13 protein-coding genes are annotated in these 13,020 nt (G+C 63.9%); 8 read left to right on the top strand and 5 right to left on the bottom strand.

What is annotated here, in order from left to right; translation table 11 throughout:
* The first annotated feature begins 85 nt into the window (after positions 1–85).
* Entirely contained in the window at positions 86–511 is a 426-nt protein-coding gene (locus tag AC5ZFO_RS15200) for a DUF1330 domain-containing protein (RefSeq protein ID WP_282522550.1), read from the top strand.
* Between the two features lie 215 nt (positions 512–726).
* Here AC5ZFO_RS15200 and AC5ZFO_RS15195 read toward each other — a convergent pair whose 3' ends face one another.
* From AC5ZFO_RS15195 to AC5ZFO_RS15185, 3 genes are all read right to left on the bottom strand, one after another.
* Positions 727–1,953, bottom strand: coding sequence for an ABC transporter substrate-binding protein (locus AC5ZFO_RS15195; protein ID WP_496122208.1), 1,227 nt, complete (start codon positions 1,951–1,953; stop codon positions 727–729).
* A 272-nt stretch (positions 1,954–2,225) separates the two neighbouring features.
* Entirely contained in the window at positions 2,226–3,452 is a 1,227-nt protein-coding gene (locus tag AC5ZFO_RS15190) for an ABC transporter substrate-binding protein (RefSeq protein WP_282522548.1), read from the bottom strand.
* 147 nt (positions 3,453–3,599) lie between these two features.
* Positions 3,600–3,956: a DUF1304 domain-containing protein gene (locus AC5ZFO_RS15185; protein ID WP_282522642.1), complete on the bottom strand. Its 357-nt coding sequence runs from the start codon at positions 3,954–3,956 to the stop codon at positions 3,600–3,602.
* A 97-nt stretch (positions 3,957–4,053) separates the two neighbouring features.
* On the opposite strand from AC5ZFO_RS15185, the gene AC5ZFO_RS15180 reads away from it, so the two are divergent.
* Positions 4,054–4,584, top strand: coding sequence for a methylated-DNA--[protein]-cysteine S-methyltransferase (locus tag AC5ZFO_RS15180; protein WP_282522547.1), 531 nt, complete (start codon positions 4,054–4,056; stop codon positions 4,582–4,584).
* Positions 4,585–4,593: 9 nt separating this feature from the next.
* Here the strand turns inward: AC5ZFO_RS15180 and AC5ZFO_RS15175 are convergent, their stop codons facing one another.
* Complete coding sequence (locus AC5ZFO_RS15175) at positions 4,594–4,779, bottom strand: hypothetical protein (RefSeq protein WP_282522546.1); 186 nt, start codon at positions 4,777–4,779, stop codon at positions 4,594–4,596.
* A gap of 35 nt (positions 4,780–4,814) precedes the next feature.
* Positions 4,815–7,607, bottom strand: coding sequence for a [protein-PII] uridylyltransferase (locus AC5ZFO_RS15170; RefSeq protein ID WP_282522545.1), 2,793 nt, complete (start codon positions 7,605–7,607; stop codon positions 4,815–4,817).
* Positions 7,608–7,795: 188 nt separating this feature from the next.
* Between AC5ZFO_RS15170 and AC5ZFO_RS15165 the strand changes: the two genes are divergently transcribed.
* The 6 genes from AC5ZFO_RS15165 (at position 7,796) to AC5ZFO_RS15140 (ending at position 12,990) form a co-directional block, all read left to right on the top strand.
* On the top strand, positions 7,796–8,767 hold the full coding sequence (locus tag AC5ZFO_RS15165; RefSeq protein ID WP_282522544.1) for an aliphatic sulfonate ABC transporter substrate-binding protein: 972 nt from the start codon (positions 7,796–7,798) through the stop codon (positions 8,765–8,767).
* 212 nt (positions 8,768–8,979) lie between these two features.
* Positions 8,980–9,822 (top strand): ABC transporter permease, encoded by an 843-nt coding sequence (locus AC5ZFO_RS15160; protein WP_496122207.1) that lies wholly within the window; start codon positions 8,980–8,982, stop codon positions 9,820–9,822.
* Between the two features lie 4 nt (positions 9,823–9,826).
* Positions 9,827–10,612, top strand: a complete 786-nt coding sequence (locus tag AC5ZFO_RS15155) for an ABC transporter ATP-binding protein (protein ID WP_282522542.1) — start codon at positions 9,827–9,829, stop codon at positions 10,610–10,612.
* 54 nt (positions 10,613–10,666) lie between these two features.
* Complete coding sequence (locus tag AC5ZFO_RS15150; protein WP_014491112.1) at positions 10,667–11,176, top strand: OsmC family protein; 510 nt, start codon at positions 10,667–10,669, stop codon at positions 11,174–11,176.
* A 180-nt stretch (positions 11,177–11,356) separates the two neighbouring features.
* A complete protein-coding gene (locus AC5ZFO_RS15145; RefSeq protein ID WP_282522541.1) occupies positions 11,357–12,172 on the top strand; it encodes a hypothetical protein in 816 nt (271 codons plus the stop codon).
* Between the two features lie 101 nt (positions 12,173–12,273).
* Positions 12,274–12,990 carry a hypothetical protein gene (locus AC5ZFO_RS15140; protein WP_282522540.1) on the top strand — a complete coding sequence of 239 codons (717 nt, stop codon included), beginning with the start codon at positions 12,274–12,276 and terminating at the stop codon, positions 12,988–12,990.
* Positions 12,991–13,020: the final 30 nt, after the last annotated feature.

Raw genomic sequence — 13,020 nt, 5'->3', positions numbered from 1 at the left:
TTAGGAGGTGCGGCATTCGCCTGCCGCAGTTCCGCTCGCCAGGCGGCAGAGCTAGGATCGCCGACATAAACAAGAGGGAACCGGCATGGGCCATATCGATCCGAGCAAGGAGATTTTTGCGCAGTTCCGGGACAACGATCGCCCCGGCCCGATCCACATGCTCAATCTGGTGCGTTTGCGCGAAGAGGCAGCCTATCCCGACGGCCGCAAGGCGAGCGGCGCGGAAGCCTATGCAGCCTATGGCCGCGAGAGCGGCCCGGTGTTCGAGCGCCTCGGCGGCCGCATCGTCTGGCAGGGCAAATTCGAGCTGATGCTGATCGGCCCGCAAGAGGAGCACTGGGACCATTGCTTCATCGCCGAATATCCAAGCGTTGCCGCCTTCGTCGAGATGATCCGCGATCCCGTCTATCGCGAAGCGGTGAAGCATCGCCAGGCCGCGGTGGAGGATTCACGGCTGATCCGGCACGCGGTGCTGCCGGTCGGGAAGAACTTTGGAGAAATACCGGAGTAGGCACCAATCTCTATCCGTCATCCTGAAGCGCGAGCTCTTGCGAGCCTCGAAGGATGAAAGGCCCCGATGCTTCTACGCTGCGACCAGCCGGGCCGTCGCCCTTCGAGGGCCGCTGAAGAGGCGGCCACCTCAGGGTGACGGTGATGGATTGAGCCAAGCTCAAAAGAATCGGCGGCCAGAAGGCCGCCGATCACATCGCGCAATTCAAGCAGCCACTAACCCGCCGGGCCCGCGTCCTCCAGGATCGGGCCGAATAGCTCCCAGCGTTCGCCGTTGAACTTCATCATCTGAAGCTGCTTGTTGACGCGGTAGTCGGTCGCCGAGGTGTTGGCCTTGATACCGGGCAGCGCGATGTCGCTGGTGACGTCCTTCAGCGACGCTGCCTGCTTCATGACGTTCTCGCGCGTCAGATCGTCACCGCACTGCTTCAACACATGGACCAGGAGCTGGGCTGTGCCATAACCGTAGGTGTTGAAGTTCGAGTCCTTGTCGCCGTCCGGATAGTACTTCGCCATGAAGTCAAAATACTTCTTCAGGCCGGCGTCGTCCTTCCAGGTCGGATCGAGCGGTTCCTTGCCGTAGTTGACGCTGATCAGGCCCTTGGCCGCATCAAGGCCTGCCGGCTTCAGCACCGCACCGACCGAGGTGGCGTTGATGTCGACGATCTGGATCGGATGCCAGCCCATTTCGGCGATCTTCTTGATCGCCTGTGCGGCCTGCTTCGGCGTTGTGGCGCTGAAGAACAAATCGGCGCCGGCGTCCTTGATCTTGAGGATCTGCGAGTCGACCGTGGGATCGGACACCTCGTAGGACGCTTCGGTCACGATCATCTTGGCGGCCTTGTCGCCGAGGCCGGCCTTGATGCCGTTCAGATAGTCCTTGCCGAGGTCGTCGTTCTGATAGAGCACGCCGATCTTGGCGGCCGGATGCTCCTTCAGAATGTACTGGCCGTAGATTCGGCCTTCGACGAAGTAGTTGGGATTGTAGCCCATGGTCCATGGAAAGTTCTTCGGATCGGTGAACCGCGAGGCGCCGGTCGCTGCGAACAGCTGCGGCACCTTCTTGGAATTGAGATATTTCTGGACGGCCGCGTTCACGGGCGTGCCGATGATTTGGAAAGTCAGAAGCACCTCGTCGCTCTCGACGAGCTTGCGGATCTGCTCCACGGCTTTCGGCGGCGAATAGGCGTCGTCATACTGGATCAAATTGATCTTGCGACCATTGATGCCGCCCTGGTCGTTGATCATCTTGAAATAGGCGGCCTGGGTCTTGCCGATCGACGAATAGGCCGACGCCGGTCCCGAAAACGGCATGGTCTGTCCGACCTTGATCTCGGTGTCGCTGGCGCCCGGATCATATTTTTTCTGGGCACTGGCCGCGGTGACCGACAGCGCCAGGGTCAGCGCCGTTGCCGTGGCCAGATGCAGCATTCCATTCCTCATTCGCAATTTCCTCAGTTTGTTATTGCCGATGATCTGCCCGGGTGCGCTTGCGCACAGGACGTCACCGCTGAGGGCGATTGTGGATGAGGCGTTGCTGCAACGCAAGGTGGGTGGAGACGCGCAGTTCGTAGGGTGGGTCAGTCTTGCGGCTGCGCGAAGCGCAGTCCGCCAGGCGTAACCCACCACTTCTGTTGCCACGGATGTCGAAGGGTGGATTACGCCGAGCAGATGCGCTTTGCGCATCTGCAGGGCTAATCCACCCTACGCAGTTACTAACCCGCGGGGCCGTTGTCCTCGATGATCGGGCCGAATAGCTCCCAACGCTCGCCGTTGAACTTCATCATCTGCATCTGCTTGTTGACGCGATAATCGTTCGGCCCGGTGTTGATCTTGATGCCGGGCAGCGCGAAGCTCGGGGTGAAGTCCTTGATGTTGGCGACCTGTTTCATCACGTTCTCACGCGACAGGTCGTCGCCGCACTGTTTCAGCACCTGCGTCAGCAACTCGGCGACCGAATAAGCATAGGTGTTGACCGTGTTGAGCTTGTCGCCTTCGGGGAAATACTTGTCCATGAAGGCGAAGAACGCTTTCACGCCCGGATCGTCCTTCCACTGCGGATCACTCGGCTCCTTGCCGTATTGGGTCGAGATGATGCCCTTGGAGATGTCGAGGCCGGCCGGCTTCAGCGTCGCCGAGATCGGGCTCGCATTGATGTCGAGGATGTGCACCGGCGTCCAGCCGAGCTCGGCCACCTTCTTGATGGCCTGCGCCGCGAACTTCGGCGTCGACGCATCGTAGAAAAGATCAGCGCCGAGCGACTTCAGCTTGACCACCTGCGAGTCGACGGTCGGGTCGGTGACCTCGTAGGACACCTCGCCGACGATCATGCCGGCGGCCTTGTCGCCGAGGCCGCTCTTGAGGCCGGCGAGATAGTCGCGGCCCATGTCGTCGTTCTGGTAGAGCACGCCGATCTTGGCATTGGGGTGATTGGCGAGAATGTACTTGGCGTAGATGCGTCCCTCAGACACGTAGTTGGGATTATAGGCGATGGTCCAGGGATAGTTCTGCGGATCGTTGAAGCGTGCGGCGCCGGTGGAGGCCAGCAGCTGCGGGATCTTCTTGCCGTTAAGATATTTTTGCACGGCGGCGTTCGCGGCCGTGCCGATGATCTGGAAGGTGAACAGCACTTCGTCGCCTTCGACGAGCTTGCGCACCTGCTCGACCGTCTTCGGCGGCGAATAGGCGTCGTCATACTGGATCAAATTGATCTTGCGGCCGTTGATACCGCCCTGATCGTTGATCATCTTGAAATAGGCGGCCTGGGTCTTGCCGATATTGGCGTAGACGGAATAGGCGCCGGAGAACGGCACGGTCTGGCCGATCTTGATCTCGGTGTCGGTCGCGCCGGTGTCATATTTCTTCTGGGCGAGGGCTTGGCTGGCGGAGAACGCGAAGGCGAGCGCCGCCGTGGCAGCTATGAAGGCTCTGCGATTGTTCATCTTGGTTGTTCCTCCTGACGGAATTTCCGGTCGACGGTCTTTTCCCGTTGATTGCAACGGTCGCCATCGCTGTCGGAGAGTGTGGAGGAAGGTCCGGCGCCGCGCAAGGATCGCGACGCTGCGCCGTAGCGTCTCAGGTCAAGAGGATCAGGTCAGAAGCAGCGCAACCAGCGCGATCGCCGCCGGCAGCGCCTGCACGAGCAGGATGCGGGTGCTGACGGTCGCCGCGCCGTAGGCGCCGGCCACGATCACGCAGAGCAGGAAGAATGCCTTGATCTGGAACGCGAAGGCAGGGTTGCCGTGGACGAGGCCCCAGATCAGGCCGGCGGCGAGGAAGCCGTTATAGAGCCCTTGGTTGGCCGCCAGCACCTTCGTGATCTCGGCCTTTTCAGGCGTATTGCGGAATGTCTTCAAGCCAAGCGGCTTGTCCCAGAGAAACATCTCCAGGATCAGGAAGTAGGCGTGAAGTGCGGCGACCAGCGCCACCAGGATATTGGTGATCAGAATCAAGTTGAGCCCCCCAAAGCGTCAGCTTTCGGGTGGACGTTAGCACGGCCGGCATGGCAAGTGCGATGGCGTGTTTCGATGGCCTGGTGTCGCAATGCCCGTTCGATCAACCAAACCGCCTGAACGATTCGGCCTCGATCGCCTGACGACGCCGATCGGGATCGCGTTGCTCGTCACCGATGCCGAGGGTGCGCTGCGCGCGCTCGACTGGGAAGACTACGAGCCCCGCATGCGCGAGCTGTTGCGCCTGCACTACGGCGCCGTGGACCTGGTTGATCGGTCCGCGCCGGCGGCGATGAAGACCGCGCTGTCAGCATATTTCGAAGGCGATCTCGGCCAGCTCTCGGGCGTCGCATGGCGCATCGCCGGCACGCCGTTCCAGCAGAAGGTCTGGACCGCGTTGGCAAAGATCCCTGCCGGCACCACGATGAGCTATGGCACGCTGGCCGCAAGGATCGATATGCCCAAAGCCATTCGCGCCGTCGGTCATGCCAACGGCTCCAACCCGATCAGCGTGGTGCTGCCCTGTCACCGCCTGATCGGCGCCGACGGCTCGCTGGTGAAATATGGCGGTGGCCTCGAGCGCAAGCGCTGGCTGCTCAGACATGAGGGGGTTGAGGTCTGAGCCGAAGCGTCACGTACTATTGGGGTTGATCCTCGGAGTTCCCTGTTTCCAGGCAACCCATTCTTCCGCGTCTTGAAGCGAGACGAAATCAGCGATCGGAATGTCGGTAAGGTCGGCACGACGTTCGATCGCGCGCCGTCCGCCCTGTTCGAGTCGTTGGATGATGAAAGACTCGACCGGAAGAAAATCAGCCATGGGTCAACAATCATTTTGGGACCGAGAGATTGGCCTCACGCCGCCGGTGCAGCAACCGCCTTGTCGCCGGCCATCACGTGGGTCAGCGCGCTCTTGATTGCGGACTGGCGCGTCGGCGCGTTGATCTGTGCGCCCAGGAGGTCAGTGACGTAGAACACGTCGCGGGCGCGCTCGCCGAAGGTCGCGACATGGGCCGAGGCGATGTTCAGATTGAGCTTCGAGATCGCTGTGGTCAGCTCGTAGAGCAGGCCGGGGCGGTCGAGGCCGGAGACCTCGATCACCGTGTAGCGGTCGGACCACTGGTTGTTGATGGTCACTTCCGGCTCGATCACGAACGGCCGCGCCTTGCTGCGCACGGTGCGCCGCGCCACCACTTCGGGCAGACGCAGCTTGCCTTCCAGCACGTCCTCGATCATCTCGCCGATGCGCGTGGCGCGCCGGCCCTCGTCCTCGTCGCGGTCGTATTCCCTGGAGATCGAGATCGTGTCGAGCGCGCGGCCGTCGGTCGTGGTGTAGATCTGCGCGTCGACGATGTTGGCGCCGGCCGAGGCGCAGGCGCCGGCGATGATCGAGAGCAGCCAGGGATGGTCGGCGGCGAAGATCGTCAGCTCGGTGACGCCGCGCACCTCGTCGAAACCGACATTGATCGCGAGCTTGTGGCCGGCCTGTTCGCTGGAGCGGACGAAGCGGGCATGGCGAATCTTTCGCGGCAGCTCGACCTTGAGCCAATAGGCGGGATAGTGCCGGCCGATATAGGCATCGAGCTCGTCCGCCGGCCACTCGGCGAAGGCCATGCGGAATTCGGCGTAGGCGGCCGTCAGGCGCTTGCCGCGGTCGACTTCCGAGAAGCCGCCGGTCAGCACCGGTTCGGTCTCATAATACAGAGAGCGCAGCAGCTGCGCCTTCCAGCCGTTCCACACGCCCGGGCCGACGCCGCGGATATCGGCGGTGGTCAGGATCGTGAGCAATTTCATCTGCTCGACCGACTGCACCACGGCGGCGAAGTTCTCGATGGTCTTGCGGTCGGAGAGGTCGCGTGACTGCGCGACCGTGGACATCGTCAGATGCTCCTCGATCAGCCAGGCCACGAGCTCGGTGTCGGCCGCGCTGAAGCCGAGCCGCGGGCACAGCCGGCGCGCCACCTTGGCGCCCGCGATCGAGTGATCCTCCGGCCGTCCCTTGGCGATGTCGTGCAGCAGCGTCGTGATGTAGATCACCGCACGGTGCTCGGGCCGGATCTTGCGGAAGAGATCGCTGGCGAGCGTGAACTCCTCGAAGCCGCCGCGCTCGATGTCCTGCAGGAAGCCGACGCAGCGGATCAGATGCTCGTCGACGGTGTAGTGATGATACATGTTGAACTGCATCATCGAGACGATCTTGCCAAAGGCGCGGATGAAATGGCCGAGCACGCCGGTCTCGTTCATCCGCCGCAGCACGATCTCGGCGTTGTCCGAGGTCAGGATCTCCATGAACAGCCGGTTGGCTTCCGGGTTCTCGCGCAGCTGCGCGTTGATCAGTCCGAGCGAGCGCGTCACGTCGCGCATCGCGTCCGGATGGAAGGCGAGGTTGTTCTTCTGCGCCAGGCGGAAGATCCGGATCAAATTGACCGGATCGTGCTTGAACACGTCGGGCGCGGCGACGTTGATGCGGTTGTTGTCGACGAGGAAGTCGTCGCTGTCGGGGACGCGGCGCTTCGCGGGGGCGGGGCGCAGCCGCGCCATCATCCGGCTCAGCACCGGCGCGGGCTTGGCCTGCTGGTCCTCGAGCTTGGCGCAGAGGATGGCGGTGAGGTTGCCCACTTCCTTGGCGACCAGGAAGTAGTGCTTCATGAAGCGCTCGACGTCCTGCATGCCGGGATGCGAGGTGTAGCCGAGCCGGACCGCGATCTCGCGCTGGAGATCGAAGGAGAGGCGCTCCTCCGCGCGGCCGGAGTAGAAGTGCAGATTGCAGCGCACCGACCAGAGGAAGTCGGCGCAGCGGCGAAACGTGCGGTATTCCTGCGCGTCGAACACGCCGCGCTCGACCAGCTCGTCGGTATCACGGACGCGGTAGACGTATTTGGCGATCCAGAACAGCGTGTGCAGGTCGCGCAGGGCGCCCTTGCCGTCCTTGACGTTGGGCTCGACCAGGTAGCGCGACTGGCCGCCGCGGCGATGGCGCTCCTCGCGCTCGGCGAGCTTTGCGGTGACGAATTCGGATGCCGTGCCCTGCACCACGTCCTTGTCGAAGCGCGCGACCAATTCGTCATAGAGCGGCTGGTCGCCGGTCAGGAAGCGCGTTTCCAGGATCGCGGTGCGGATGGTCATGTCGCCGCGCGCCTGCCGGATCGATTCATCGACCGAGCGCGTGGCGTGTCCGACCTTCAGCCCCATGTCCCAGAGACAGTAGAGAATGGCCTCAGCCACCTGCTCGCCCCAGGCGGTCTGCTTGTAGGGCAGGATGAACAAGAGATCGATGTCGGATTCCGGCGCCATCAGGCCGCGGCCATAGCCGCCGGTCGCGACCACCGCCATGCGCTCCGCGCCGCTCGGGATCGGCGAGCGGTAGAGATGGCGGGTCGCCGCCGAATACAGGATGCGGATGATCTCGTCCTGCACGTGGCACAGCCGCTCGGCGCAGCGCCTTCCATGACGGTCCTTCAGCAGGATCGCCTGCGCCGCGGCGCGCGCCGCGATCAGCTCGGCCTTGAGCAATTGCGCCATGGCCGTGCGGAACGTGTCCTCACGTCCCTGATGCTTCTCGGCAAGCGCATCGACCGCGGCGGTGATCCGCGCGGTGTCGAAGCGATCGTCCACCTCTGGCTTGTGCTCAGTCGTGACGCTGTCCATGTCTCACCGGATATAAGAGGTGACAGGCGCTGTCACCCGCCATTCTCTGGCAATAGTCGTTCCATGCTGGAAAAGCCCCGCTTTGAGCAAATCTGTTCTCAGCCGACGGGCTTTCGGGATAGCGATTTTCTCGTTGACCTCTAGAAATAACTCATTGAAAAACAATGAAGTTTTTGAGGAGGCTGGGCATGACCGGGATTACGCGACGCATTCTGTTGGCGGGGGCTGTTGCGCTCGCCATGACCCCTGCGGCACGGGCGGCGGATCCGCTCAAGGAAATCCGCATCGACTGGGCGACCTACAATCCAGTGTCGATGGTCCTGAAGCAGAAGGGTCTGCTGGAGAAGGAATTCGCCAAGGACGGCATCAGCATCATTTGGGTGCAGTCGGCCGGCTCCAACAAGGCGCTAGAATTCCTCAACGCCGGCTCGATCGATTTCGGCTCGACCGCGGGCTCGGCGGCGCTGGTGGCGAAGATCAACGGGAACCCGATCAAGTCGATCTACGTCTATTCGCGCCCTGAGTGGACCGCGCTGGTGACGGCCAAGGACTCCAAGATCGCGAGCGTTGCCGATCTCAAGGGCAAGCGCGTCGCGGTGACGCGCGGCACCGATCCGCACATCTTCCTGGTGCGCGCGCTGCTCGGTGCAGGCCTGACTGAAAAGGATATCACGCCGGTGCTGCTCCAGCACGCCGACGGCAAGACCGCGCTGATCCGCGGTGACGTCGACGCCTGGGCCGGCCTCGATCCGATGATGGCGCAGGCCGAGGTCGAGGAAGGTGCAAAACTGTTCTATCGCAAGGCGGATGCCAACACCTGGGGTATCCTCAATGTGCGCGAGCAGTTTTTGAAAGACTACCCGGACGCCGCCCGCCGCGTGCTCGCGGTGTATGAAGAGGCGCGCAAATATTCGCTGGCGAATTACGATGATCTCAAGAAGACTTTCATCGCCGTGACCAAGCTGCCGGACGCCGTCGTCGACAAGCAGCTCAAGGAGCGCACCGAGCTCACCCACAGCCGCATCGGCGCACCCCAGCGCGAGTCGATCCTCGCCGCCGGCCTTGCCCTCCAGCAGGCCGGCGTCGTCGATGCCAAGGTCGACGTGAAGGCGACGCTGGATGCCCTGATTGACGACCAGGTCCCGCTGCCAACGAATTGATCTTCTTACCCTCCCCTGGAGGGGGAGGGTCGATCGCGCGTAGCGCGAGCGGGGTGGGGTGATCTCTCCACACGGATACTGTTCGACGCGGAGAGACCGTCACCCCACCCCGTCTCATGTCTCGCTTCGCTCAACATGAGCCGACCCTCCCCCTCCAGAGGAGGGTAAGAGGCGCCCTTGCATTCCCCGACCAGACGCGCTTCCTACCGGCCATGATCTCCGACGCGCCAGTGCTGCAACAGACCTCGGAACCGGCCGAAAGCGCCGCACCCTCGCGGCTCGCGCGCTATGCGCGGCCGATGTTGGGGATCTTGCTGCCGCTCATCCTCGCGCTCGCCTGGGAGCTCGTGGTCTGGCTCGGCTGGTCCAACGGCCGTCTGGTGCCGCCGCCCTCGCGCGTGTTTGCGACCATCACCGAGCTTGCGCGCTCCGGCGAGCTGGTCCGCCACATCGCCGCAACGCTGTGGCGCGTCGGTCTCGGCTTCGCCTTCGGCGTGATCGCGGGCACCGTGCTCGGTGCCATCTCCGGCTATTGGTCGTTGGCGCGGCGGCTGCTCGATCCGACCGTGCAGGCGCTACGTGCAATCCCTTCGCTGGCCTGGGTGCCGCTGTTCATCCTCTGGCTCGGCATCTTCGAGACCTCCAAGATCGCGCTGATCGCGGTCGGCGTGTTCTTCCCGGTCTATCTCGGCGTGATGGGCGCGATCCTTTCCGTCGATCGCAAGATCGTCGAGGTCGGTCGCACCTTCCGCCTCTCCGGGTTCGCCATGATCCGCCGCATCCTGCTGCCTGCGGTGCTGCCGGCCTATGTGGTGTCCTTGCGTGTCGGCCTTGGCCTGGGCTGGATGTTCGTGGTGGCGGCCGAGCTGATCGGCGCTTCCGAAGGCCTCGGCTATCTCCTGCTCGACGGCCAGCAGCTCGGCAAGCCCGCGCAGATTTTGGCCGCGATCGTGATCTTCGCCATCCTCGGCAAGCTCACCGACTGGCTGATCGAGGTCGCGGCCGCGCCGTTCCTGCGCTGGCAGGACGCCTTTGGGCGCGCGAAGGGAGCGTAACGTGATGCTGGCGCTCGACCGGGTCAGCAAGACCTATCCCAACGGCGTGCAGGCGCTGGCGCGCTTCTCCGCCGAGATCAAACAGGGCGAGATCGTCGCCATCATCGGCGGCTCCGGCTGCGGCAAGTCCACGCTCTTGCGCGCCATTGCCGGCCTCGACAGCGCGAGCGCAGGCACGGTGACGCTCGACAGCGAGGCAATCGGTTCGCCGCACGCAAAAATCGGCATCATCTTCCAGGAGCCGCGGCTTTTGCCCTGGCTCAGCGTCGCCGACAATATCGGCTTCGGCCTTGCCGACCTGCCCGCGGCCGAGCGGCGCGAGAAGGTGGCGCGCGCGCTCGCTCGCGTCGGCCTCGCCGACAAGGCGCAGGCCTGGCCGCGCGAGCTCTCGGGCGGGCAGGCGCAGCGTGTCGCGATTGCACGTGCGCTGGTGCCGCAGCCGGAAGTGCTGCTGCTCGACGAGCCGTTCTCGGCGCTCGACGCCTTCACCCGCAGGGATCTCCAGGATCATCTGCTCGACCTCTGGGCCGACACGCGGCCGACGCTCATCCTCGTCACACATGACGTCGACGAGGCCGTGGTGCTGGCCGATCGCGTTTTGGTGATGCGGCCGCGGCCGGGCCGGCTGTTCGACCAGATCGAGATCAATCTCGGCCGGCCGCGCGACCGCAATTCGCCGCTGTTCGAGAATTTCAAGCGAAGTGTGCTGACGTCACTCGACCGTTCGCTCGATCGCAACGTGCCTGACCGTGACGCAACCCAGGGTCCCGGTCAGGCCATGTGGTGGTGACATTTTCTCTCTGAGCCGGTACATCGAGGGACGATTTTTCCGGGAGAGAACAAGATGGACGCCGCAGCACTGCGCCAGATGCAGGCCCCGATCAAGGAACGCTACAAGACCGATCCCAAGACGGCGATGATCACGCTGAAGGCCAAGGGCTCGACCGACAGCGAAGGCATCGCCTGCAAGGTCGAGACCGGTCGCGCCATCGCGATGGCGGGCCTGCATCCCGCGACCGGCGGCTCCGGCCTCGAACTCTGCTCCGGCGACATGCTGCTCGAAGCCTTGGTCGCCTGCGCCGGCGTCACGCTGAAATCGGTCGCGACCGCCATCGAGATCCCGCTCAAGACCGGCAACGTCTATGCCGAAGGCGATCTCGATTTCCGCGGCACGCTCGGCGTCGACAAGGAGACCCCGGTCGGCTTCGCCGAGATCCGCCTGCGCTTCGAGGTCGACACCGACGCACCGCAGGACAAGCTCGATCTCCTGCTCAAACTCACCGAGCGCTATTGCGTGGTCTACCAGACCATCAAGAACGGCCCGAAGGTTTCGGTGTCGATGCAGCGGATCTAAGGTTCTTACCCTCCCCTGGAGGGGGAGGGTCGATCGCGCGCAGCGCGAGCGGGGTGGGGTGACGGTCTCTCCACGTCGCACACTGCCCGTGTTGAGAGATCACCCCACCCCGTCTCGCACCGCTGACGCGCTGCGAACCGACCCTCCCCCTCCAGGGGAGGGTAAAGAGCACCGCGCGGAATGCCCCCCGAGCTCCACTTCATCATCCTCCTCGTCCTGCGCATGGCGATCGCCGCGGCATTCGTCGTGTCAGCGTCGTTCATTGCCGAGCGCACCGGTCCGGTGATCGGCGGACTGGTGGCGACCTTGCCGATCTCGGCCGGTCCTTCCTACGTCTTCCTCGCGCTCGACCACGACGCCGCCTTCATCGCGCAAGGCGCGCTGTCGAGCCTTCCGGTCAACGCGGCGACGATCTTCATGGGGCTCACCTATGTCGTACAGGCGCAGCGGCACAGTTTTCCGGCGAGCGTCGGCAGTGCGGTCGCGGTGTGGATCGTGCTGGCCTCCATCATCCGTCTGTTCGACTGGACCTTGACGGCGGGACTTGCCGTGAATCTGGTCGCCTTCGGCATCTGCATTCCGCTGCTCGCAAAATATCGCCATGTGAAGATGCCGCTGGTGACACGCCGATGGTACGACATCCCGTTCCGCGCCTCGCTGGTCGCGACGCTGGTTGCGATCGTGGTCTCGACCTCGGGCTGGGTCGGCCCGCGGGTGAGCGGCGTCATCGCGCTCTATCCGATCGTGTTCACCAGCATGATGGTGATCCTGCACCCGCGCATCGGCGGACCGCCGACCGCCGCCGTCCTCGCCAACTCCGCCTGGGGCCTGCTCGGCTTCGGTCTGGCAATTGCGGTGCTGCACGTCGCCGTCACGCAGTTCGGCTCGGCGATCGGCTTGAGTTGCGCGCTCGCCACCTGCATCGGCTGGAACCTGACGCTGTGGCGGATGGGACGGCGGAAGAGGGCGATGCATCAGCCGCGCCGCGCGTCGTAGGGCGAGGTACGCTACGCTTGGGACCTCAGCCCTGCGTCAGGATAGTTAGTTACCGGGGCGGGCAGACCCGCTAAACTGGCAACAGAGCAAGATCGGGGCGTGTGGTGGAGGGATTGTACAAGGTCGAATACGATATCAACGACGGCTCCGGCCGCAGCGTGCTGTACGCCCATGCCGGGAAAATGCTTGGCGGCAACACGGCCTTCGCGCACTTCGGCACCTACGAGATTGTGGACGGCGAAATCGTCGCCAGGCTTCGGACGAAGCGCCACAGCCGATCGCCGCAGCACAGGTCGCTGGTTAGTTCCGACGCCGTCACAATCAGCTTTCGCGGTCGACAGCTGGGCAAGCTCTACCGCTTCGAGGGAGAAGTGGTCGAGGACGCCTCGGTGTTTCGCGCCGTGATGACGCCGCTCGGCGACGATGACGTTCCGCCGCCCGGTGCGGTGGGCGACGGCGGCATCGTCAGCGGACTCTATTCGATCGACACCCGGATGCTTGATGGAATTACCGGTGGCCATACCGGCGTGATGTTGCTGCGCGACGGCCGCATCCTCGGCGGCGATGCCTTCTTCTATTATCTCGGCGCCTATTCGTCGGCGAACGGTCGCTGGAAGGGCGAATTCGTCAATCAGGAACACACGCCGGCGAAGAGCGAGCATCCCTTGTTCGGTGGCTATGAGGTGGGGATCGGCTTCTCCGGCCGCTGCGATGACAAGGGCGCCGAAATGGAAGCGACCGCGCTTGCCGGCAAGCGCAGCATCCGCCTCGCCGCCACCTTGAAGCTGATCGAGCCGTTCGCCAGGGCGGGCCGCTGACGGCCAGTACGCCGGCGAACACGTCGCGGG

This window comes from Bradyrhizobium sp. Unk1, from assembly GCF_059512345.1.
Note: the sequence above shows the minus strand (reverse complement) of the source record. Positions and strands in the feature narration are given on the sequence as shown.